The following is a 23,187-nucleotide window of genomic DNA, read 5'->3' as shown; positions in this document are numbered from 1 at the left end:
CACCCGCTGGTTTGAAGATCTGCCGTCAGCCCAAAGCGGCTCTGGTCGCTTCCGGAATCGGCGTCGGGCGGCCGTCGGAAAGGCCGACGCAGACCCAGACAAGGCCGGCCGAGGCGCAATGGGCGCCGTCGCGCTGGCGAAAGAGCTCGAGCGCGAAGGAGAGGCTCGTGCGCCCGATTTTCCCGACGGCCACCTTCGCTTCGACGACATCGTCGACGTCGATGGGGCTGTGAAAAATGATTTCCGCCTTCTTCACGTGATAGGCGACACCCGAGGAGGTGTGGCGGAAGTGGCTGAGAATTTGCCGGTGCCGCAGGAATTCGACGACGGCATCCTCGCAATAATCGAGATACACCGAATTGTGGACATGACCATAGATGTCGATGTCTCGCATCGAGACCCGGAACGATGCTAAAGGCCTGTCGTCAACACTCATTCGATCACCGAAATTTCGAAGGCGTGTTCTAACCGCTGTTGTCTGGGGGATGCAATGCAATATCAGGCGGTCGTGCGAAAATTCGGGCCGGCCGAGGAGGTCGTTGAGATCGAGCGGGCCGCACTGCCGGTGCTGCGGCGCGACCAGGTGCGCGTGCGGCTGCTTGCGCGGTCGATCAATCCGTCCGATATCATCACCATATCGGGCACCTATGCCGGACGCACCACCCTGCCCTTCATTCCCGGCTTCGAAGCCTTCGGGGTGGTCGAAGCGTGCGGCGAAGAGGTCCATGGGCTTGTCCCCGGCACACGCGTGCTGCCGGTGCGCAGCGTCGGCGGATGGCAGGAATACAAGGATACCGATCCCAGCTGGTGCCTGCGTGTTCCGGACGAGCTGTCCGACTTCGAGGCTGCGACGAGCTATGTCAACCCGATGACGGCCTGGCTGATGCTGCACAAGAAGATCGGGCTGAGGCCGGGCATGCGCATCGCCATCAATGCCGCTGCCTCTTCGATCGGATCGATCCTGATCGGTCTGGCCAATGCCGTCGATGTTGAGCCGGTCGCGATCGTCCGCAGCGAGGAATCCCTCCAGCGCCTCCGCGGCCGCCTCGAGGCCGTCATCGTCGACAGGGCGGACGGCGACCTGGCAGCGGGGACGGCTGGCCGGCATGGGCTCGACGCGGTGCTCGACTGCGTCGGCGGCACGCGCGCCGGCCTCCTTGCCGTTGCGCTCAAACCCGGCGGGCATTTCGTGCATTACGGCCTGCTCTCGGGACAAAGCATCCCGCCGTCTTTCTGGTCGTCGCATCCAGATGTCGCTTTTTCCTTCTTCCATCTTCGCGAATGGGTTCATTCCGAAGCCATGGGCGACGTCCAGCGCGCCTATGCCGAGGTGGCGGCGCAGATCGCCTCGAAGGTCATCGCGACCGAGGTGCGGGAGGTTTTTCCCTTGGAAAATATCCGCCAGGCGCTGCAATCCGCCCTTCCCTTCCGGACGGGCGGTAAGGTGCTGCTCGCCTAACGCGCGAGCGCGCAAACCGCCGCCGACGGCCAACGCCCCTTCAAGATAAGGGTGGATCGACCCACGGCCGTTCCGACTTCGGCGTCGCCAGCCCGTGTCTGGCGAGCTCCAACGTCAGAATGCGAGTTTCAAGAAGGTTGAAGATGCGCAGGACCGCCTCGATCGCATCGAAGGGTTTCGTCAGGAAATCCTTGGCGCCGAGGGACAGCGCCCGCCTGCGCGTCGGCAAGGTCGCGTCGGCGGTGAGAACCAGGATCGGCTGCGCCGAGCCGTCATGCAGATCGAGCGCCACCCGTTGCCGCTCCTGCTCCTGTGCCTGGATCAGCTGCGCGACCAGGGCGGCAAGCTCGCTGCGCTGCCGTTCGAGATCGCCGAGCAGCGCCTGCTTTTCTGCCGCCTGACGTTCGAGATTGCAGGCGTCGGCGAGCTGGCCCGCCACCACCTCCAAGGTCTGCCGGTCGTCGGCATCGTATGCGCGTGCCCTCGAAGGACCGATGAGCGTCAGATGGAGAGCGGAACCATCCTGCGAGGCAAACAGGATGCCGTCGCTTTCCGAGCTCCTCGATTGCACGACCGTAAGCTGCACGGGCGCCTCTCCCTGCAAGGGCGGAAAGACGAGCCTGGCAAGCGGCGCTCCGGCGAAATCGGCAAGCCGGGACAAGACCTCTGGGGCGGCCGTTTCGAAGGCGTGTGTGTCGAGAAGGTTCCGCACTTCGATGATGAAACGCAGACGTGCCGCCCGCGCTGTAAAGGGCTCTCATCTCCGCGACATCAGGCGAATGCGCCGTATCTGTGTTATGCTCCAGACCCAACGGGACTGCTCCTGAAATGAATGACGCGGGCACGATAGTCATTCCGGTGGGAATGTCATCTATGCCGTTCGGCAAATCGGATCGGAGCCACCCGGCAGATGGGGCCGCAGCGCCGGCCGCTTAGATATTGGTCATGCGGTTGACCGATGCGATGTCCGCTGGAGCCGCCATAAAGGAAAGTCAAACATGCGTACGATCATCGCTGCCGCCCTCGTCCTCGGTTTCGTTCAGGTCCAGTCGGCGGCAGCGGCCGAAACGGCGACTTGCGCGCCAGTCAGCGAGGAGGAAGTGGCAAAGCTTTTCGACCGCTGGAATACGTCGCTGGCGACGCTGAGCCCGCAGGAAGTCGCAAAGAACTATAGCGAGGATTCCGTGCTTCTCGCCACCCTGTCCGACAAACCTCGCCTGACCCAGGCGGAACGGATCGATTATTTCGAGCACTTCCTGGCGAAGGAGCCCAAGGGCCACATCGACAGCCGCGACATCAAGACCGGCTGCAACTGGGCAGTCGATACCGGCACCTATACATTCGCGCTGAAGGACGGTTCGAAGGTGCCGGCCCGCTATACCTACACCTATGAGTTCAAGGATGGCACCTGGCTGATCACCTCGCACCACTCGTCGATGATGCCGGAGAAGTAAGGTTTCATCGACTTATTGGTCCGGCAGGGAGATCCCGTGTTCACCCCACACGGGGTCTCCTACTGCTGACTGCATATTCGTTGTGCGCGGCTTGTGCCTCGAGCATCTGTCATCGATCGATGGCAGATGCTCGAGGCACGGAGCCGGCATGACACAGGAGGGGTGTGCCTGGCACGCCTTCTCCTTCTTTTAAAAACATGGCGCACCGCGTATATACGTTCTAATATATACAAATCGCGGAGGCTCCTATGCCGCAATATGCACGAGTGTTTCAATCCGGCAATTCACAAGCGGTTCGTCTGCCGAAGGAATTCCGTTTCGACGTTGACCAGGTAGAAGTGACGCGGGAAGGCGATGCCATAATCCTGCGGCCGCGGACCGATCACGGCAGGCGCTGGGCGTCGTTGCAGAGCGCCTTGGAGCGCGGCTTCAGTGACGATTTCATGGCGGAAGGACGCGGGCAGCCGGAGGATCAGGAGAGGCCTGGGCTACAGGACCTGTTCAAGTGATCACCCATCTCGTCGACACCAATGCAGTGATCGCTTTGATCGGCCGGAAGTCCAACATACTCTTGAGCCGCGTGATTGAGAGCGACGAGGGATCGATCGGACTGTCGACGATCGTGATGCACGAGCTTTATTACGGCGCCTATGGGAGCGCGAAAATTTCCTACAATCTTGAGACCCTGCGCCTGTTCATGGCGGATTTCCCAGCCATTGGTTTCGAACGCGAGGATGCGCTGGCCGCCGGCGAGATCCGCGCGGCATTGGCGGCAAAGGGAAGGCCAATCGGTCCCTACGATGTTCTGATCGCCGCCCAGGCGAAGGCCCGGGATCTGTTTGTCATTACCAACAATGTCGGGGAGTTCCGGCGCGTGGATGGCTTGCGCGTCGAGGATTGGATGGTCGGGCGGTAGTTCCCGATGCGCGGCATTCCATAAAGAAAGAAATGCCCGGGTGCAGCCGAAGCTGCGCCCGGGGGAATGCTTACCGATCAGACGAGGTCGAAACGGTCGGCGTTCATGACCTTGGTCCAGGCCGCGACGAAGTCTCTCACGAACTTCTCCTTGGCGTCGGATTGGCCGTAGACTTCGGCAAAGGCGCGAAGCTGCGAATGCGAGCCGAAGATCAGGTCGACGCGGGTGCCGGTCCACTTGACTGCGTTCGTATTGCGGTCGCGGCCTTCGTAAACGCCTTCTTTGCCAGCTGCGGGCGACCACTGCGTGGCCATGTCGAGCAGGTTGACGAAGAAGTCGTTCGTCAGCGTTTCCGGGCCGGAGGTGAAGACGCCATGATCGGGCGTGCCGGCTTTCAGGACTCGCAGGCCGCCGACGAGGACCGTCATTTCGGGTCCAGTCAGCGTCAGAAGCTGGGCGCGATCCACCAAGGCTTCCTCCGGCTTCATGAACTGCAGGCGCTTGCCGTTCACATAGTTGCGGAAGCCGTCGATGCGCGGTTCAAGGGCAGCGAAGGAGGCAGCATCGGTCTGTTCCTGCGATGCATCCGTGCGGCCCGGCGTAAACGGCACGCTGACGGGATGACCCCCGGCGGCTGCCGCTTTCTCCACACCGGCAGCACCGGCGAGAACGATCAGGTCGGCGAGCGAGATCTTCTTGCCGCCGGTCTGGGCAGCGTTGAAGTCCTTCTGGATGCCTTCAAGAACGCCGAGCACCTTGGTGAGCTGTGCCGGCTGGTTGACGTCCCAGTCCTTCTGCGGGGCAAGGCGGATGCGCGCGCCATTGGCGCCGCCGCGCTTGTCGGAACCGCGGAAGGTCGAGGCCGACGCCCAGGCGGTCGAGACCAGTTCCTGCACGCTAAGACCGGTTGTCAGCACCTTTGCCTTCAGCTCGGCGATGTCCTTGTCGTCGACCAGCGGATGATCGACGGCCGGGATCACATCCTGCCAGATCAGGTCTTCGGCCGGCACTTCAGGGCCGAGGTAACGGACCTTCGGTCCCATGTCGCGGTGGGTCAGCTTGAACCAGGCGCGGGCGAAGGCGTCGGCGAACTGATCTGGATTTTCGAGGAAGCGGCGCGAGATCTTCTCGTAGACCGGATCGAAACGCAGTGCCAGGTCGCTGGTCAGCATGGTCGGCTGATGTTTCTTCGAGGCATCATAGGCATCCGGAATGGAGGCGGCGGCGTTCTTGGCCTGCCACTGATGCGCGCCGGCCGGGCTCTTCGTCAGTTCCCACTCGAAAGCGAAGAGGTTTTCGAAGAAGTAGTTGCTCCACTTGGTCGGCGTCTGCGACCAAGTCACTTCCAGACCGGCGGTGATGGCATCCTTGCCGACGCCGCTGCCGAACGAGCTCTTCCAGCCGAGGCCCTGATCCTCGATCGCGCCGCCTTCCGGCTCGGCGCCGATAAGGGACGGATCGCCTGCGCCATGCGTCTTGCCAAAGGTGTGGCCGCCGGCGATCAGCGCCACGGTCTCTTCGTCGTTCATCGCCATGCGGGCAAAGGTTTCGCGGATGTCGCGCGCCGAAGCGATCGGATCGGGATTGCCGCCAGGGCCTTCCGGATTGACGTAGATGAGACCCATCTGCACGGCGCCGAGTGGCTCTGCCAGCTGGCGTTCACCGCTGTAGCGCTCGTCGCCCAGCCAGGTTCCCTCAGGACCCCAGAACAGTTCCTCGGGCTCCCACACGTCGGCACGGCCGCCGGCAAAGCCGAAGGTCTCGAAGCCCATGGATTCCAAGGCGACGTTGCCGGTGAGGATCAGAAGGTCGGCCCAGGAGATGCGGTTGCCGTATTTCTGCTTGATCGGCCACAGCAGGCGGCGGGCCTTGTCGAGGTTGGCATTGTCAGGCCAGCTGTTGAGCGGCGCAAAACGCTGCTGGCCCTGGCCGGCGCCGCCGCGGCCGTCGGTGATGCGGTAGGTGCCGGCGCTGTGCCAGGCCATGCGGATGAACAGGCCGCCGTAATGTCCGAAGTCGGCCGGCCACCAATCCTGCGAATCCGTCATCAGCGCATGAAGATCCTGCTTCAGCGCCTCGAGATCGAGCTTCTTGAACTCCTCGGCATAATCGAAGGCTTGGCCGAGCGGGTCGGCGCGGCCGGAGTTGTGGTGAAGAATCTGCACGTTCAGCTGGTTCGGCCACCAGTCACGGTTCGACCGGGCGGCTGGAGCCTTGTGATGCGCAACAGGACATTTGCCTGTGCTGTCAGCGGGGTTGTCCATGATTGTCTCCTTCATTGCTTGATCTGTCTGCCATTCAAACGTTGAGCCGAGTGGGCGCCCCGCTCTCCCTTGCTGTCTTCATATCGGAAGCATATGATAATTTTAAGTTGGATTTACTGATTGCTGCGATAAGCTGAGCTTATGAAGAACCTGACCTTGAAACAGCTGCGTTATTTTGAAGCCCTGGCGAGGGATGGCCGCTTCCGGCGCGCTGCCGACGCCTGCGCCATCTCCCAGCCGGCACTCTCAATGCAGATCAAAGAACTTGAGCAGGAGTTGGGCAGCGCGCTTTTCGAGCGCAGCGCGCGTGAAGTAAAGCTGACGGCCTTCGGCCAGACCTTCGCTCTCAAGGTCCGCGCGATCCTGCGCGGCGTGGACGAGCTGGGGGAGCTGGCGCGCGCCTCCAGCGACTCCTTCCTGACGCGGCTGCGCATCGGTATCATACCGACCATCGCGCCTTATCTGCTGCCGGTCATCATAAACGATCTGAACAAAACTTTCGCCGGAATTCAGATCGAGGTGCGCGAGACGCAGACGGCAAAGCTTGTTCAGGAGCTTACCCAAGGCCAGTTGGACACGGCAATCGTCGCCTTGCCCGTGTCGGAACCGTCGCTGACCGAGCTCGAGCTCTTCAAGGAAGAATTCGTGTTGGTGCGGCGGCCAGAAGACGAGGGCAAGCCGGTGCCCGAACGCGAGGCGCTGCGCGAAATGCGGTTGCTGCTGCTGGAAGAAGGCCATTGCTTCCGCGACCAGGCCTTGTCGTTCTGCAAGATCGGGTCGGCCCGCCCCCGGGAAGTCATGGAAGGCAGCTCGCTCTCCACCCTGGTCCAGATGGTCAGCGCCGGCATCGGCATCACATTGATCCCGGAGATGGCGGTTCCTGTGGAAACGCGCTCGGCGCACGTTTCGATCTCCCGCTTCCAGTCTCCGCAGCCGTCGCGAACGATCGGCATGGTCTGGCGCAATTCGACCCCCATGGCCAAACAGCTCCTGCAGGTCTCCGAGGCGGTTCGCCGGTCGGCCGACATTATGCGCGAACGACAGGTCGCACGGTGATGGCCGGATGTCCTCAGGATCGCCGCTTGAACGTGTGCTCTGCTGCCGGAAACGTTCGCGATCGCACCTCGGCGGCATAGGCGGCGGCAGCCTCGGTGACCCGCTTGCCGAGCTCGTCGTAGCGTTTGACGAAACGCGGCGTGAAATCGTTGAAGAGCCCGAGAATGTCGTCAGAGACCAGAACCTGGCCGTCGCAGGCTGAGGAGGCGCCGATACCGATGCTCGGGATGTGCATGGCTGAAGTCACCTCTCGGGCGAGCGGTTCCACCGTGCCCTCGATGACAACGGCAAAGGCGCCCGAGCCGCCGATGGCGTGCGCGTCACGCCGGATCTTCGACGTCTCGTGTTCGGAATGGCCGACGGAACGATAACCGCCTGCGGTATTAATCTGCTGCGGCATCAGGCCGATATGCCCCATCACCGGGACCCCTCGCTTCGTCAGAAAGGCGATGGTCTCGGCCATCTCTTCGCCCCCCTCCAGCTTGACGGCATCACAGCCAGTTTCCTGCAGGATGCGGACGGCGTTGCGGAAGGCAACCTCTTTCGATTCCTGATAACTGCCGAACGGCATGTCGACGACGACGCAAGCCTTGCCGACGCCGCGCATCACCGCCTTGCCATGTGCGATCATCATGTCGAGCGTGACGCCAATGGTGTTCTCCATGCCGTAGAGCACCATGCCGAGCGAATCCCCGACCAGGAGCAAATCGCAATGCTCATCGAGCAGCCGCGCCATCGGCGTCGTATAGGCGGTGAGGCAGACGATCGGTTTGCCGCCCTTCATTGCTAAAATGCGGGCTGGCGTAAGGCGCTTTTGAATTCCGGCCGCACTCATCTGGTCACTCCCTTTCCCGGCAAGCCCCGCCCGCCGATCACTCTGTTACCCCCGAGGACCCGGTTGTCGAGAAGCCGTGTCGTGCCGAGCCGAACGAAGAGCGCCACGACGACGGGTTCTGTGATCGACGCGACCGGCTGCAGCGTCGAAGCATCCCTGACGGCAACGACCTCGGGCTTTGCCAGAGGCTCTCGACCGAGAAACGCCTTGAGCTTTTTCTCGAGTTCAGCTGGATCCGTCAGGCCGCCGGCGATGAGACGCTCCGCTTCGTCGAGGGTCTGAGGCACGATCACCGCGGCACGCCGCTCCGCCTCGCTGAGATAGACGTTGCGCGACGACAATGCGAGGCCGTCGCCGTCCCGAACCGTCGGCACCGATATCACCCGCACCGGCACGGCCAGATCATCCACCATGCGCTTGATGATGACGACCTGCTGATAGTCCTTTTCTCCGAAATAGGCGGTCTGCGGCTGCACGATGTTGAAGAGCTTGTTGACGACGGTGGCGACACCGGCAAAGTGCCCAGGCCTGACCGCCCCTTCGAGCTCGTGTCCGAGATCGGGAACGTCGACGACGGTCAGCATCGGCTGGGGATACATATCCTCGACGTCGGGCGAAAAAAGGAAATTGACCCCGACCTGCTTCAGCATGGCTGCGTCGCGTTCCGGATCGCGCGGATATTTGCTCAGGTCTTCGGCCGGGCCGAACTGCAGCGGATTGACGAAAATCGAGACGACGACGATGTCGTTCTCGGCGCGCGCGCGCGAGACGAGTTCCATATGACCGGCATGAAGATAGCCCATCGTCGGAACGAGGCCGACAGTCCTCCCCTGCCGCTTCAGCGCATCCAGCGTGTGGCGCAGCTCGTCAATACTCGAGAAAACCCGCATACATCCTCCCCGCGGCCGGTCACTCTATCTTGGGCGCGGATAAGGACTGTAATCGATGCTGGAGGTCAATGCATATTGCTCGATAAAAACGATTAGATGAAACGGCATTCCGAAAACACCGAGCGACATCAACCCAGGAAACGGCATTTCGCCACAGGGCTGCCGCACCGCTTCAGTGCGGCTTGCAGCCGGACCGACGATGTGCCACGTCCGTTACTCGCCCTTTTCGTCAAAATACCATCATAGTCGGTCGCTATGGACGTTATATGGAGGACGCATGGACAAGCCCTGGAAGATCAGCCGCGGACCGATTGCGGCAACCGAGCTCGACGTTGAGAAGGCAACCGCGATCAACATGCTGTTGATCCGGTCGGTCGCCGTCCTTCCGGCCAAAGCAGGAGATCCGATCCTTCCCTTTGCCGTCGGCCTTTTCAACGAACTGCGTCCGCTGCTGAAGCCCGAAGCCGGCGTGACGACGCTGCGTCGGGCGACCGCCGCCTATGTTCACTGCCGGCGCTACTATTTTGCAAGCGCCCAGCCCGATTCCATGCGCCACGGCCTCGAGGGCGAACCCGTCGAACCAATGACGCCCGAAGACCGGCTGGTCGCGCAAAAACGCTTCCTGAGTCTCAAGCAGAGCACCGGCAAGGCCGAAGCGCCCGAAGCGCCAGTACCGGTTCCCCTTCCCCTGCTGAGCAAGAGCGAACAGATCCGCGCAGCTCTTCTCGGCAAGAAGGGCGCGTCGGCCAGAGCAGGATGACATTGGGTTTGCCCATATCCGGCTTCCTTTAAGTCGTTCGTGCATCCGCAACATCGATATAAGTAGACCTGGTATTGTATTTCGCTGGGATAAATATCCGCATTGCAATGCTGGCTGGCAAAATCTTCACGTCGGCCTCAAATATATTTTGCTTTACATACCATTAATGCAATTGCGCTAATTTTAGCATCAGCCAGAAACGTTCTCCGGACCTGCTAGAATGACGCGTCTCCTGATTGCAGCTTCCCTCTTTGCATTGGCCGCAGTCCAGCCCAGCGCGGCCGCGGATCTTTCCGCCTATAAAAGACCGCTGACGGTCCCTTTCGAGGGGGTGACGGCCTATTCCCCGCAATTGGCGACGCTCGGCAAGATGCTGTTCTTCGATCCCCGGCTTTCCGGCAACAAGAACATGACCTGCGCCAGCTGTCATAATCCTTCCTTCGGCTTCGAGACGCCGGTGACGACGCCGATCGGCGCCGCCAATACCCCGTTGGCGCGCCAGGCGCCGACGGTTCTGAACGTTGCCTGGGTGTCGCCCTTCTTCTGGGACGGGCGCGCGCCGAACCTGGAGCAGCAGGCGGCAGGTCCGATCACCGCTGCCGCCGAAATGAACGGAAAGCTCGACGACGCCGTGATCGAAATGCAGGGCATACCCGATTACAAGAACTGGTTCGGTGAGGTGTTTCCCGACAAGGGCATCAGCAAGGAGACCCTGCTGACGGCGATCGCCACATATGAGCGGACGGTGGTTTCCAACTGGTCGCCGTTCGATCGCTGGGTGGATGGCGACGAGAAGGCGGTTTCGGACAGCGCCAAGCGGGGCTTTGAGTTGTTCACCGGCACTGTGGGCTGTTCCTCCTGCCACACGGGCTGGAATTTCACCGACAACAAATTCCATGACATCGGTCTGCCAGGCGACGATATCGGCCGCTACAAGATCGACGCGAGCAGCCCGAACAATAAATACGCCTTCAAGACACCCGGCCTGCGCAACACGCTCTACCGTGGTCCCTATATGCATGACGGAAGCCTGAAGAGCATGGACGAGGTGATCGCCCATTATGAAAGCGGCGGCGTCAACCGTCCGTCGCTCGATCCGGCGATGTCGCCCTTCCTGCTGACGGAAGAGGAGAGCAAAGATTTGATCGCCTTTCTGGGAACTTTGACCGCGGAAAAGCAAGACATCCCCTTGCCGACGCTGCCGAACTGAGGTGCAGGCAATGAAACTCTCGATACGCATGCAGATTCTCGTGCCGATGGTGGCAACGATCGTCGTCGGCTTCGGCAGCGCATTCCTGATCGGCTACCAGGCGGTCACCGGCCAGACCCGGGTCGCCGCGGTGGTGCAGGAGGCGGTGAACGCCAAGCTGGCCTCCGCTCATATCGAACAGCAGTTCCGGCAAGCCACATCGGTGGTCGAGCGGGTGCTGTCGATGACGAACTTCGTGCCGGCGACCGAGGTCAAGGCCGAGTTTGACGCGACCGACAGCGTGCTCTCGCAATCGCTCGATGAGCTTGGCCGCATCGATCTCGCCGCTTCGCTGACCGAGGGGGTACGATCGCTCCGCCAGGCGCATGAGGTCTGGGATAAGAATGTCAGGATCAGCCTTGGACTGCAGCAGGCGGAAGAGGTCCCGACGGCCGAAAAGCTGGCGCGTTCGCAGCAGGCGATCCTGACCGGAATTGCCGCCGTCAATGCCATCGTCGATCAGATTGCGACGGAGAGTGTGGCTGACGCCGGCAGCGCGTTGGAGACGAAGATCGAAATCGAATTGGCCTTGGCGGGCCTTGCCGCCATCATCGGTCTCGGCATACTGATCGCCATCGCCCGGCACGTGTCGCGCCCGATCCAGCGCATCACGCACTCCATGCAGGAGCTCGCGAGCGGCGAGACGGACAAGGCGATCCCCTATGCGGGGCGCCGCGACGAGATCGGCCTGATGGCGGGCTCGGTGGAAGTCTTCCGCCAGAACGCCATCGCCCGCACCCGGCTCGAAGGCGAAGCCGCGGAAAACCGGCGGCTGGCGGAAGCAAACCGGCTGGCTGACCAGGAGCAGGCGGAGGCGAGCGCGGCCGAGCGGCTGACGGTTGCCACGTCGGGTCTCGCGGCCGGGCTGAAGCGGCTCGCGGAGGGCGATCTCGCCTTCAAGCTCTTGGACCGGTTCGCGCCGGAATTCGAGCCCCTCCGAAATGATTTCAACGCCTCCGTCGAGCAGCTCGGCGGCACGCTCCTTTCCGTTTCCGAAAGCGTATCGATCATCAATTCCGGCACTCGCGAGATCAGCAACGGCTCCAACGAACTCTCCGGCCGCACCGAGCGGCAGGCGGCGACGCTCGAACAGACCGCCGCGGCGCTCAGCGCCGTGACTGCCAAGGTCAATGAAGCCTCCAAGATCGCCGAAGAGGCCCGCGGTGTCGCCGACAGTGCCAATCGCAGCGCCGTAGGCTCGGGCAAGGTCGTGGCCCAGACAGTCGATGCCATGGGGCAGATCGAGGAATCGTCCAAGCAGATCAACAACATCATCAGCGTCATCGACCAGATTGCCTTCCAAACCAACCTCTTGGCGCTCAATGCTGGTGTCGAGGCTGCCCGGGCCGGCGAGGCCGGCAAGGGTTTTGCCGTTGTCGCCCAGGAGGTGCGCGAACTCGCACAGCGCTCGGCCCAGGCCGCCAAGGAGATCAAGGACCTTATCGGGCGGTCGTCCGCCAAGGTCACCACCGGCGTCGAACTGGTCAACCAGACCGGCGCAGCACTTGGTGATATCGGCCGCTTCATCGTCGATATCAATCGGTTCATGGAAGCACTGGCAGGCGCGGCGCGCGAACAGTCTACCAACCTGTCGGAAGTCAATGCGGCCATGCACCAGCTCGACCAGGTGACCCAGCAAAACGCCGCAATGGTGGAGGAAACCACAGCCGCCAGCGTCACGCTTGCCGGCGAGGCCGAGCGCCTGCGCGAGCTGGTTACCCAGTTCGAACTGGGCAGGGCGGCGTCCGGCACGCGGGCCTATCGCAATGCTGCCTGAGCGGGGTGCGAGGGAGATGAGCCCCTCGTGCGCAACTGCGCCATCAGCACCGGACCGAGCGCGAATTCGCCGCGTTCGGCGCGTCGCGTCAGGTCCCTGAGATAACCGCCGGCGGAGTTGATGCTCTCTCCCCGCTGCAGAATGCAGGCCATGACGGCGGCGGTGTTCTCCGGTCCCATCACCTTCGCCGCTTCCTCATAGGCCGACGGGCCGACGCCCAGCATCGAGCGCACGACGACCGCCGCCATCATCAGGTCCCGCCAACTGGCGATCGCGGCGCCTGGCCCATAGTCGACAATGTCAGGGCAGGCCTGCAGAACCATGCCGAGCGGGAAAGATTTCAATCCCGCAGCATTCGTCCGGGCGATGGCCCGCGATCCCTCCCCGTCCTTCCCCACCATTCTGGGTTCGCACCTTTCCAGCCCTGCCCTCGGCTCGCAATCTCGGTTCGCCTTCTGCCCCGTTTCCAAGCCCGGTTCAGATTCAGATGTGGATTCAGGGTTCGAATTCTGTATGTGGCGCTCAATCTGGGATTCATTGGTGCTCGCTATCTGAATTTTATCGTGCGATTCCAATGTGTTGATGATGTTTCGGCGCGCCGTCTCGAGCTCTTCGAGGACCGGCGAGAGGTTTTCGGGCGTTGCTGCCCTCGGAATGCGCTGCAGGAGCGCCTGGAACATCGAAGAGGTGCGCTCCCAGTCACCGGGAACCGCTTCCGCGACGGCTGCGGAAACGAGCTTGGCGATATCGCGCCGGCAGATCGTCAGCCGCTCCTTCATTGCGCGCAGCATCTGTCGGTCAGCGGCGATGCGGGCGGCGATCGTTTCGATCTCGGTGGCGCGGGCAAGAAGCGGCGCCAGGCTGAAGCCATAGGCCTCGTCGAGCCCGCCTTCCCTGTGGCGCCTGATATAGCGCTTGCCGTTCGGGCTGTCCTTGCGGGAGATGAGGCCGGCTTCAACGAGACCTGCGAGATGCCGGCGCAATGTCGCGGCGGCCATGCCGCGTGCCCTGAGGCAAAGTTGCGCGTTCGAGGGAAAGACGACCAGTCCTTTCCCACCGGACAGCTCGTCGTCGGGAAAAAATGTCAGCAGGGCATCGAGCACCGTCAGCGCGCGGTCGCTCACGCCGAGACGCGCGCGGGCCTCGCAGACAGATCTGAACAGTTTCCACTTGTTGCGTCTCGTCCCGGGCTCGATCGCTTCGCCTCGCCGCTGTTTCAGCAGCATGGCAAGCGACATTGGCCGCCGCCCGAAGGGCGTCGTCACACATTCACTCTCCATTTCCTTCACCTTTCATCAGGCAAAAGAAATCCGCTCACCAAACGGCGCGTAGCTTCAAAGCGCTACAGCGTTCCTTGCGTGTCTGAAAAAGACACGGGCGGCGCTGCAGGACTCTTGACTGGGATTCGTGAAAATGCGATTCTCTGTCTTGCTTAAGGATAGGAGAAGGGCTTCCACGACCTGGTCGTTTGGGGGCCTTTTTCTTTTGCGGTTTCAGTCTCCTTGATTGCTCTCCTCGGCGAGGAATTGCTCATAGAGCACATCCAGCCTGCTGGAGAGAAATTTTCCGAAGCGGCCGGCATTCCTGGCTTTCATCGAAAGCGAAAATGCCTTGCCGTCATTCTTCATTTCTGCCTGAACTGCCTTGTCCCGCGGCTGCCATTTGACCTTGCCTGCCGCGGCTTGGGTTTTCTTCACCGGCCGGGCGCTTTTGTTCAGCGCCGTGTAGAGCGCTTCGAAACGTTTGTCGGAGGGCGATCCAAGAAAATCGTCGTCTTCCAGGATCTTGGCGATATCGGCCGCATTGGCCGACTTGCCGGCGAGCAGCGAAAGCTCCACCCAGCGTTCACGGCCGATGCCGGGCGCCGCGCCGATCGCCTGGACGACCTCCGGCGAGATGCGATCCATTACCGTTATCATCTTCGAAATCGACGCCGCATTGGCGGCGAGTGCGGTCGAGATGACCTCCCTATCGTAGCCAAGCTCCTCCAGCCGGCTGGCAAAGAGGGCGCGCTCGATGAAGGTAAGGTTGGCCCGGGCCGAATTCTCCTGCCCTTGGGCGATGACATGGGTCCGATCGTCGATCGCCTTGACGACGGCCCTGACATTGCGGCCGAGTTGGCGGGCCGCGCGCAGGCGCCGATGGCCGAAGACAACCTGATAGCGTCCGTCGATCTTGCCATGGGGACGCACCAGGATCGGCGTATCCTGCCCGCGGGCGCGGATCGCTTCGACCAGCGCTCGGAATTCCTCGTCGTCCTCGGACAGGCGGTCCTTGACGAAGGAGACATCGACGACATCCGGGTCGAGATCGACGACCGCCTCGCCCTCCAGGAACTTCTCCGCCTGTTTGGCCAGTTCATCCAGCGAGCGGACAAGCGACCGGCCTGCCCCGCGCATCGGATAGTTCGGCGCGCCTGCGCCCTCGTCAGGCATGTCGCCCAGCCCTTCCAGAAGATTCTTTCGTGCCATCACGTCCCCCGATTGCGGTCAATCAATTGATTCAGTTTAAGGAAACGATGAATTTGTCAGCCGACAAGTTCATCGCCCCCATGCCTGGTGAATGAGATCGGCAATCTCTGCGTTGACCGAGCCCATCGCCTCCAGCGCCCGATCGTAGGTTCCCCGGTTCATCGACGAACGCTCGACCTCGTAGAGCGTCTGCTTGGTGATCCCGGCATCCGAGATCGCCGTCGATTTGACCATCTGGTTCCGGAGCATGAACTCGTGGAACATCGTCGACATGAAGCCGACCATTTGCGCCTGCGGCACGTCGGTCGGCTCGTAGCGGGTGATCAGATAGCGGTACCAGGAGAGGTTCACTTCGGCGCCGGCCGCGCGGATCGGCTTCAGGATGCCGCCGAGCATCAGCAGGAACTGGCCCATCGACATGACGTCGAGCATCTGCGGATGGATGGTGATCAGCACGCTTGTTGCCGCCGTCAGCGCCGTCAAGGTGAGGTAACCGAGCTGTGGGGGGCAATCGATGACGACGACATCGTAGCGATCGTCGACTTCGGCAAGGGCGCGCGAGATGCGGGTGAAAAACGTCTTGCCCTCATTGGTCGATTTGTCGGCCATGGCGAGCGGCGTGTCGTATTCGTATTCCTGCAGATCGAGATTGGCCGGCACGATATCGAGGCCGGGAAAATTCGTCCTGTGGATGATGTCGGCGAGCGACTTCTTCTCGCCGTCGTAGCGGATCGCTTCGTAGATGGATGCGGCCTGGTCGAACTCCGGCTGGAACCCATGCAGGGACGAGAGCGATGCCTGCGGATCGAGATCGACGGCAAGCACGCGGTGGCCGGTCAGCGCAAGATGCTGGGCAAGATGGGCGGCCGTCGTCGTCTTGCCGGAGCCGCCTTTGAAATTGACGACGGCCAGCACCTGCAGCTTCTCATTGCCGCGGCGATGGGGAACATACATGCGGCTTTCGGAGCGGCCGTGGACATCGAGATATCGTCTCAGTTCCAGCATCTGCTCGGCGGTGTAGGAGCGGCGTCCGGAGGGCGACGTCTGCGGGCAGGGGCCTTTGCCTTCGAGATGGAGTTTCTTCAGCGTGCTTTGCGAGGCACCGACGAAATTCGCGACCTCCGCCAGGGAGAAGTTGCGCAGCGTTTTCTTCGCATTGGGCGGAAAGCGCTGCACGCTGAGCAGATGCAGCTTCTTTGAAATCACGTCGCCATGTTCGAGGATCTGATCCTCGAATTGCAACGGCGCCTTGTTCAAAGGCATCAAACTAGCGTTCATTGGCAGCAATCTCTCGGATAACGATTTTCGGGACCAAAAGCCCTTCTAACCGTTATTATCCGCGATTCTCCGATGCCAGCCAAGAATTTTAAGGTTAACGCATATTAACCTTTTCGGCGTTGGTTCAAGCACTTGGCCGGTGCTGCAGCAATTCCAAGTTACAGCGTCCTTTGCGCTGTAGTGCCTGAAGACTTAAGAGTTTTCGCGGCCGGGGGCGCGGAAAACGCGCCCCCGGCCGACACCCGGCCGAAGGGGAGGGGCAATCGGCCGGCTTAATTCACCGGGGTTTCGCCTGATGTGATGCGTTGCTCGCCGGCGGCAAACAGGTGAACGGCATCAGGGACCGGAGCAACCCTCAGCACCTCGCCGGGGGCCGCCCTGATCCGCTCCCGGAAGACGCAGGTGAGCGTCTGCGTTCCTAACCGGACGATAACCAGCGTTTCCGAACCCGTAGGCTCCACGACGACGGTCGTCACTTCGATGCCGTTGGAATCCAGCAAAATATGCTCGGGACGGATGCCATAAGTCACGGCATCATCCGGGCGGCGCTCGCTCGGCAGCAGCAGCCCGTCGGCGGTTCGGAACCCGTCTTGCGTCATGTTGCCGCTGATGAAATTCATCGCGGGTGAGCCGATAAAGCCAGCAACGAAAAGGTTGTTGGGGCGGTCGTACAATTCCAGCGGCGAGCCTGACTGTTCGATCACTCCGTCCTTCATCACGACGATCTTGTCGGCCATGGTCATGGCTTCGATCTGGTCGTGGGTGACGTAGATGGTGGTCGTCTGCAGCCGTTGATGCAGTTCCTTGATCTCTGAGCGCATCTGTACTCTGAGCTTGGCGTCGAGGTTCGACAACGGCTCGTCGAAGAGGAAGACGGCCGGGTCGCGCACGATCGCCCGGCCCATGGCGACACGCTGCCTCTGGCCGCCCGACAGCTGTTTCGGATATCTCTCCAGCAGACTTTCCAGGCCGAGGATCTTGGCGGCATTGCCGACCCGCTGATCGATCTCCGTCTTCGGCATTCGTTTCAGCCGCAGCGAAAAACCCATATTCTTTGCAACGGTCATGTGCGGATAGAGCGCGTAATTCTGAAACACCATGGCGATGTCCCGATCCTTGGGCGCAAGCTCGTTGACGATATGCCTGCCGATCTGGATCTGCCCTGAGGTGATGCCTTCCAGGCCGGCGATCATCCTGAGCAACGTGGATTTTCCGCAGCCCGAGGGGCCGACCAGAACGACGAACTCGCCGTCGCCGATGTCGACCGATACGCCTTTAATGGCTTTGAAAGCGCCGTAATCCTTGCGTGCATTGTTGACCGAAACATGGGCCATTGCAGTCCTCCTGAAATCGCTATCAAAGCCTGCTCAAGACATTTCTGAGATAATCGAGGCCGAGACGCTCGCCCTCCTTACGCGCCGACAAATCCTTGCCGGGCCAGCCATAGGCGGCGTCCTCGTGCTCGATCGACAGCGTGCCGTCGAAGCCGGCCCCACGCGCCTGGCGCAGAAAGCGCGGCCAGTCGATGAGGCCGAGACCCGGCAGCTTGTATTGCCACCAGCCCTTGCCGTGATACCCCACAGCCTCCAGCACATCTTTATCGATCGCCGTATCCTTGGCGTGCAGGATGGCGATGCGATCCTTCACTGCTTCCATCGCCTGATAAGGATCGACTCCGATGCGGATGAGATGCGACGGGTCGAATTCCAAGCCGAAGCGAGGATCCGAGATTCGCCGAAAAAGCTCCTGCCATCCTCTCGGCGTCGTGCCGATGAAATTGTCCTTCGGACCCGGCCAGTTTTCGATCGCGAAGGTCAGGCCGGCGGATTGCGTCTCTCCGATCAGCCTGATTGCGAATTCGGCGAAGTCGTCATAATTGGCGTCTTCGCTGGCGCTGTCGTCGCGGCCGGGAAAAATCACGAAGATCGGGACGCCGGCCTCACCGATTGCCTTGGCAAAATCGGCGGTTTTCGCCCGAAGCTCCCGGCGCTTGTCGCGGTCGGCGTCGAGCTGATTGCCGAAATAGGTGATCGAGGAGACGAAGAGGCCGCGGCTGCGGGCGAGGGCGACGGCGGCCTCAACCCGGTCGGGCGTTTTGATATGGCCGCCGACATCGATTTCGATGGCATCGAACCCCGCCAATGCGGCGAAATCCACCACTTCCTCCAGTGGGCGATCATTGAATGTCGAGGTGTAAAAGCCGATCTTCACCAAAATCCTCCCATCTTCACCAAATGCCTGGGGCCGTGCCGGCCGTTTTCAGCTGTTCAGGCGATCCATGTTTTTGAGCGGCGACCGGGTGCGTTGAGCCGCGTCGGCCGATGCGAGCATCAGTGCTGCCGCCATCGGCATGGCCGCCGCCCCCATCGCCGAGGCATCCTCGCCGAGCGAGGCGCGATGAAGCGAGGGCAGGTTGGTATCCTCGGGGTCGAGATGCTCGTGCACATAACGCAGCAACTCGTCGACGATGCGGATCGGCAGTCTGCCGCCGACGAGGACGGCGTCGGGATCGACGATCATGCCGATATGCTTGACGGCGACGGCCAGGTGCGCGCTCATTTCCTTCAGCCACTGCGAAACCAGGCGCCTGCCATGCGCATCCAGGCTCAGGAGGTCGTGCGGAACACTCACCTCGACGGCGTGCCGCGCAAGAAAATCGTAAAGGGAAAACAGCGAAAATATCTCGCCGAGAAGCTGGACCTTTTGGCTCTTTTCGTCTCTGCCGTCGGCAATTGGAAGCCAGCCAATCTCGCCGCTGAGGCCCATGGCGCCGCGATGACCGTTGCCGTCAAGCACGAGACCTCCGCCGGGGCAGGCATTGATGGCGATGTAGAAGAAGCTGCTGCTTTCGGCCCCCAGTCCATAATCGAGCTCGGCAAGGGCTGCGGCATTGGCTTCATTTTCGATGAAGACAGGATGCTGTGTCAGGTTTTCCAGTGCCGCGCGCACATCGAATGCCGTCCATTCCTGATAGGCCTTGGGCTTACCGAGCAGCGAAATCTCCCCAAGCCAATCCGGCATCGCCAGACCGATGCCGGCCAGGCGCGCGTCGTCGATCAGCCGGCTGCGCTGGAAATGCGAAATCGCATCTGATGTCAGCTGCAGGAATTCTACCGGCAGGATGAAGCGCTTTTCATGATGCACGCGGGCACGGACATTGCCGACGGCATCGACGGCCAGGACTGTCAGATGATCGCGATCGATATTGATGCCGATCGCAAAACAGGCGTCCGGATTGATCTCCAGTTCAATCGCCGGCTGCCCTCTCAGCCCATGCCGCCGACGGGCTTCCATGATCAGGCCCTCATCCAGCAAACGATCGACGATGCGGGCGATTGCCGGTTTGGTAAAACCCGTCTGCCGAGCGATTTCGGCGCGTGAAATCGGTGCCTGGCGATGGATGCAGCGCAGGACGACGGCCCTGTTGTGCTCGCCTGCATCTTCGACATTGGCGCCGGTCAAATCCGGGGAAAGCCTGGCGCCGAGCGTTTGGTTCATGGGGTCGTATCCTTCCTCACGCATGGAGATTGACCGTCCCTCATCCCTTCACCGCGCCGCTGGTCATTGCGCCGAGGATCAGCCTCTGGAGCGACAGGAAGGCCACGATCGCCGGAACGACCGAGATCAGGCAGGCGGCGGCGAGAAGCTGGATGGACGAGTCGGTCTGCATGCCGCGGAAGTTAAAGATTCCGACGCCGATCGGCATCAGGTCATTTTTGGTGAGTAGCAGGAAAGGCACCAGGAATTGCGACCAGCCGGCAATCACCGTGATGATGAAGACCGAGGCGATGCCCGGCGCCGACAAGGGCAGAACAATACGCCAGAACACCGAAAACCTGTTGCAGCCATCGATCATGGCGGCCTCGTCGAGGCTGCGCGGAATGCCGTCCACGGTGCTCTTTAAAAGCCAGGTCGCCAGCGGAACGCCGAGGGCGATATAGACCATGACGACGGCAAAATGGGTGTCCAGCATTCCGAGGCGGTTCATGTAGCGGTAGAGCGGCACCATGATGACAAGCGGCGAAATCATCTGGAAAAGCAGCAGACCCATCATCGACAGGCCCTTGCCGCGGAATTGAAAGCGGGAAAAGGCGTAAGCCGCGGGCAGTGCTACGATCAGCACGCCGAAGCCGCTCAAGGCCGCAAGCTTGAGACCGTTCCAGAGATAGACCGGGAAATAGCTGTTGTTCAGAACGGTGATGAAATTGTCGATGGTGGGATTCTGGGGAATATAGCGCGCCGCGCCGCGATAGATCTCGCGCTTGTCACGCATCGCCATCGACAGGAGATAGGTGAGGGGGCCGGCGAAGAAGATGAACATCACCAGCATGAAGAGATAGCTGAAGGCATCGCCGAGCCGCGTTCCGGTCCGTCCGCTCATTGCTCTTCCTCCTTCGGTAGGAATGACGCATAGACGAAAGCAAGCCCGAGGCTGATGATCAGCATGAGCACGGAGAGCACGCTGCCGCCTGATAGATCGTAGTTTCTAAAGACGATATTGAAAACGTAGAGCGAGATGACCTCGGTCGCGCGCCCCGGACCACCGCCGGTCAGCGTGATGATCGCATCGAAAGTATTCACCGTCTGAATCGTGATGAGGATCATATTGACGAGGATCGCCGCGCGCAGCTGCGGCAGGGTAATGAAGAAGAACTGCTGCGATGCGGTTGCGCCATCGACCTCGGCGGCTTCGTAGAGCGAGGGATCGATCGCCTTCAGCGCCGCATACATGACGACCATCGAAAAGGCCGTGCCGCGCCATATGTTGGAGATCAGCGTCGACCATGGGGCGATTGCGGGATCGGAAAGCCAGGCGACAACAGGCATGTGCATCAGCCGCAAAATGCTGTTCAATGCGCCGTAAGGCGCTTCGGAAAACAGCATCTGCCAGATGATGCCGCCGGCAATGCCGGGGACGACCCAGGCGATCAGCGCCGTCGTTCTCAGGATCGTGGTGCCGAACAGGCCGCGTTTTTCGCCGCGGATAACCACGACGGCAACGGCAATGCCCAGAATTTGCTGGCCGATAACGCTGCCGCCGACGAAAATCAGCGTCGCCCATAAAATGTCGGGCAGCTGCGGCGAACTCAAGGCATTGGTGATCGAGCCCAGCGTATATTGCTGATTGTCGCCGATCAGCGTCGCATTGGTAAATGACAGCCTGAAAACGTCGATGACCGGATAAAGATAGAAAATGCCGATGACGATGATCACGGGCATGATCCAGGGCAAGGGCGCGCCGGCGAAACGGCGCATGAACGTTCTGCTTTGAGGCGGGCTGTCAGCCTCGATGGCAATGGGGCTCATTAGCTCTCTGTCCGGGTTTGGCAAAGTCGGCGACGCCTGAAGGGCAGGCGTCGCCGCTGTCTGAAGCGTTACGATTGCTTGGCGCGGGGTTACAGGCGCTTGTAAGCCTCCATTGCCGCGTTGAAGGCGGCATTCAAAGCGTCCTCCGGCTTTTTGGTCCCGGAGAGCACGTCGCCCATCATGATCTGGATCTGGTTGGAGATCTCCGGATAGATCGGCACACCGGGGCGTGCCTGGCCGTCGACCAGAGCCGCGGCGAAGGTCTTGTTGGCCTCCGTGGAGAACACCTCATATTTGTCGAAGAGCGATTTGCGGGTCGGCAGCTGCTGCTGCAGCGCGTTTGCCGGCCCCATATAGACCTCGCGTGCGAGGTTGGCGCACATCTCGACCTTGTCCTTGTCCTTGCTGAAGGAGGCGATCGTCCAGCCGCCGGTGCCGGTCGAGCGCTGATCGGCACTGGGACCGGGGATTGGCGAGAAGGTCCAGTTCTTGAATTCGTCCGCGTCGAGCGTCGTCTTCAACTGCGCATATTGCCAGTTGCCGCCGATGAAGAGCGCCGTCGTCGCCGCTGCGGCCGCAGCATTCATGTCGTCGTAATTGGCGATCGTGCTGACGCGCTTGGGCGCTGCGCCGGAATCGACGAGATCCTTGAAGTAATTCAGCGCTTTGAGGAATTTCTCCTTGTTCTCGCCTTCGCCGAAGACCGGCTTGCCGGAGTCGTCGACGAGCTTGCCGCCGAGCGCCCAATAATTTGCGAGCCAGTCGAACGTCGTCCCTTCCCAGCGCCCGCCATTGAAGAGCACGCCTTCCATTCCTTCCTTGGTGGAGGCGAGCGCGGCCTTTTTCAGGTCGTCCCATGTCTGCGGCGCATCCGCGACGATCGACTTGTTGCGGTAGAGCACCCGAAGGTCCGTGTCCCACCACCATGCCCGGACCGTCTGGTCTTTGTCGGTGATGCCGCTGCGGATGAAGGGGAAGAGGTCAGCCACTTCTTCCTTCGAGAAGTAGGGTGTGAAGTCCGCAAGCACGTGATTGACCATGAACTGTGAAAGCACGAAGGAATCGACGGCGGCGCAATCGGGCGCATTGCCGGCCTTGGCCTGCTCCAGCATCTTGGCTTGTTCGGTGCCGATGTCCGACGACATGAACTGCATCTGCAGTTTCCAGTCGGGATGCTTCTTGATGAAATCGACGAAGAGCTTCTGATAGCCCTCGGCGATCGCCGGATCCGCATTGTTCGGACTGTCGTTCGTCAGACGGACGACGAGGGATTTCGGGGCATCGGCCAAGCCGATCCTGTCCTTGGTAGCGAGTTCCTGGGCAAATGAAACGGATGCTGAAAATAACATTGTGCTCAGCGCAAATGCGCTGACGGTGGCGCTCTTCATGATGGGTCTCCTCCCCATTTGGAACGAATACAGCCTGGCGGTCAGTTGACCTCTCCTCATTTCCGTGCTGCATTAAATAGATT

General features: G+C 61.2%; 22 protein-coding genes. 8 read left to right on the top strand and 14 right to left on the bottom strand.

The window, feature by feature from the left end; genetic code table 11:
- Positions 1–25: 25 nt before the first annotated feature.
- The gene (locus tag HJB89_RS04575) at positions 26–436 is read right to left on the bottom strand and encodes a thioesterase family protein (protein WP_221116866.1); all 411 of its coding nucleotides are present in this window, start codon (positions 434–436) and stop codon (positions 26–28) included.
- A gap of 54 nt (positions 437–490) precedes the next feature.
- On the opposite strand from HJB89_RS04575, the gene HJB89_RS04570 reads away from it, so the two are divergent.
- Entirely contained in the window at positions 491–1,459 is a 969-nt protein-coding gene (locus tag HJB89_RS04570; RefSeq protein ID WP_221149075.1) for a zinc-dependent alcohol dehydrogenase family protein, read from the top strand.
- A gap of 40 nt (positions 1,460–1,499) precedes the next feature.
- On the opposite strand, the gene HJB89_RS33095 is transcribed toward HJB89_RS04570, so the two are convergent.
- Positions 1,500–2,045, bottom strand: a complete 546-nt coding sequence (locus HJB89_RS33095) for a hypothetical protein (protein ID WP_246762856.1) — start codon at positions 2,043–2,045, stop codon at positions 1,500–1,502.
- Between the two features lie 412 nt (positions 2,046–2,457).
- Here HJB89_RS33095 and HJB89_RS04555 point away from each other — a divergent pair, with 412 nt between their 5' ends.
- The 3 genes from HJB89_RS04555 (at position 2,458) to HJB89_RS04545 (ending at position 3,829) form a co-directional block, all read left to right on the top strand.
- On the top strand, positions 2,458–2,913 hold the full coding sequence (locus tag HJB89_RS04555; RefSeq protein ID WP_221116868.1) for an SgcJ/EcaC family oxidoreductase: 456 nt from the start codon (positions 2,458–2,460) through the stop codon (positions 2,911–2,913).
- Between the two features lie 248 nt (positions 2,914–3,161).
- Positions 3,162–3,422, top strand: coding sequence for an antitoxin (locus HJB89_RS04550; RefSeq protein WP_207585121.1), 261 nt, complete (start codon positions 3,162–3,164; stop codon positions 3,420–3,422).
- The gene (locus tag HJB89_RS04545; RefSeq protein ID WP_221139385.1) at positions 3,419–3,829 is read left to right on the top strand and encodes a type II toxin-antitoxin system VapC family toxin; all 411 of its coding nucleotides are present in this window, start codon (positions 3,419–3,421) and stop codon (positions 3,827–3,829) included. The genes HJB89_RS04550 and HJB89_RS04545 overlap by 4 nt, the downstream gene beginning before the upstream one ends.
- 77 nt (positions 3,830–3,906) lie before the next feature.
- Here the strand turns inward: HJB89_RS04545 and katG are convergent, their stop codons facing one another.
- Positions 3,907–6,093, bottom strand: coding sequence for a catalase/peroxidase HPI (gene katG / locus HJB89_RS04540; protein ID WP_221149074.1), 2,187 nt, complete (start codon positions 6,091–6,093; stop codon positions 3,907–3,909).
- Between the two features lie 141 nt (positions 6,094–6,234).
- On the opposite strand from katG, the gene HJB89_RS04535 reads away from it, so the two are divergent.
- A complete protein-coding gene (locus tag HJB89_RS04535) occupies positions 6,235–7,149 on the top strand; it encodes a hydrogen peroxide-inducible genes activator (RefSeq protein ID WP_207585124.1) in 915 nt (304 codons plus the stop codon).
- A 13-nt stretch (positions 7,150–7,162) separates the two neighbouring features.
- Here HJB89_RS04535 and panB read toward each other — a convergent pair whose 3' ends face one another.
- Entirely contained in the window at positions 7,163–7,984 is an 822-nt protein-coding gene (panB, locus tag HJB89_RS04530; protein WP_221149072.1) for a 3-methyl-2-oxobutanoate hydroxymethyltransferase, read from the bottom strand.
- On the bottom strand, positions 7,981–8,874 hold the full coding sequence (gene panC / locus HJB89_RS04525; RefSeq protein ID WP_207585126.1) for a pantoate--beta-alanine ligase: 894 nt from the start codon (positions 8,872–8,874) through the stop codon (positions 7,981–7,983). Before panC ends, panB begins: the two co-directional genes overlap by 4 nt.
- A 277-nt stretch (positions 8,875–9,151) precedes the next feature.
- On the opposite strand from panC, the gene HJB89_RS04520 reads away from it, so the two are divergent.
- From HJB89_RS04520 to HJB89_RS04510, 3 genes are all read left to right on the top strand, one after another.
- Positions 9,152–9,634, top strand: a complete 483-nt coding sequence (locus tag HJB89_RS04520; protein ID WP_207585127.1) for a ProQ/FINO family protein — start codon at positions 9,152–9,154, stop codon at positions 9,632–9,634.
- Between the two features lie 220 nt (positions 9,635–9,854).
- Positions 9,855–10,844, top strand: coding sequence for a cytochrome-c peroxidase (locus HJB89_RS04515; protein ID WP_221149071.1), 990 nt, complete (start codon positions 9,855–9,857; stop codon positions 10,842–10,844).
- A gap of 10 nt (positions 10,845–10,854) precedes the next feature.
- Positions 10,855–12,660 (top strand): methyl-accepting chemotaxis protein, encoded by a 1,806-nt coding sequence (locus HJB89_RS04510; RefSeq protein WP_221131317.1) that lies wholly within the window; start codon positions 10,855–10,857, stop codon positions 12,658–12,660.
- On the opposite strand, the gene repC is transcribed toward HJB89_RS04510, so the two are convergent.
- From repC to HJB89_RS04465, 9 genes are all read right to left on the bottom strand, one after another.
- Complete coding sequence (repC, locus tag HJB89_RS04505; protein WP_221116876.1) at positions 12,642–13,940, bottom strand: plasmid replication protein RepC; 1,299 nt, start codon at positions 13,938–13,940, stop codon at positions 12,642–12,644. The genes HJB89_RS04510 and repC overlap by 19 nt on opposite strands.
- A gap of 213 nt (positions 13,941–14,153) precedes the next feature.
- A complete protein-coding gene (repB, locus tag HJB89_RS04500) occupies positions 14,154–15,131 on the bottom strand; it encodes a plasmid partitioning protein RepB (protein ID WP_221131316.1) in 978 nt (325 codons plus the stop codon).
- Between the two features lie 69 nt (positions 15,132–15,200).
- Positions 15,201–16,409, bottom strand: coding sequence for a plasmid partitioning protein RepA (repA, locus tag HJB89_RS04495; RefSeq protein WP_221116878.1), 1,209 nt, complete (start codon positions 16,407–16,409; stop codon positions 15,201–15,203).
- A gap of 272 nt (positions 16,410–16,681) precedes the next feature.
- Positions 16,682–17,743, bottom strand: a complete 1,062-nt coding sequence (locus tag HJB89_RS04490; protein WP_221116879.1) for an ABC transporter ATP-binding protein — start codon at positions 17,741–17,743, stop codon at positions 16,682–16,684.
- 22 nt (positions 17,744–17,765) lie between these two features.
- Entirely contained in the window at positions 17,766–18,620 is an 855-nt protein-coding gene (locus tag HJB89_RS04485) for a sugar phosphate isomerase/epimerase (protein ID WP_221116880.1), read from the bottom strand.
- Between the two features lie 48 nt (positions 18,621–18,668).
- Positions 18,669–19,907, bottom strand: coding sequence for an ROK family transcriptional regulator (locus HJB89_RS04480; protein WP_221116881.1), 1,239 nt, complete (start codon positions 19,905–19,907; stop codon positions 18,669–18,671).
- Positions 19,908–19,947: 40 nt separating this feature from the next.
- Positions 19,948–20,790 (bottom strand): carbohydrate ABC transporter permease, encoded by an 843-nt coding sequence (locus tag HJB89_RS04475; protein WP_007635896.1) that lies wholly within the window; start codon positions 20,788–20,790, stop codon positions 19,948–19,950.
- Positions 20,787–21,716 (bottom strand): carbohydrate ABC transporter permease, encoded by a 930-nt coding sequence (locus HJB89_RS04470; protein ID WP_207585136.1) that lies wholly within the window; start codon positions 21,714–21,716, stop codon positions 20,787–20,789. Before HJB89_RS04470 ends, HJB89_RS04475 begins: the two co-directional genes overlap by 4 nt.
- Positions 21,717–21,805: 89 nt before the next feature.
- Positions 21,806–23,104 carry an ABC transporter substrate-binding protein gene (locus tag HJB89_RS04465; RefSeq protein ID WP_221116882.1) on the bottom strand — a complete coding sequence of 433 codons (1,299 nt, stop codon included), beginning with the start codon at positions 23,102–23,104 and terminating at the stop codon, positions 21,806–21,808.
- Between the last annotated feature and the right edge of the window lie 83 nt (positions 23,105–23,187).

The sequence above is a fragment of the Rhizobium sp. NZLR8 genome (assembly GCF_019685025.1).
Classification (GTDB): Bacteria; Pseudomonadota; Alphaproteobacteria; order Rhizobiales; family Rhizobiaceae; genus Rhizobium.
The sequence above is the reverse complement of the archived record's forward strand: the minus strand, read 5'-3'. Positions and strand labels throughout refer to the sequence as shown.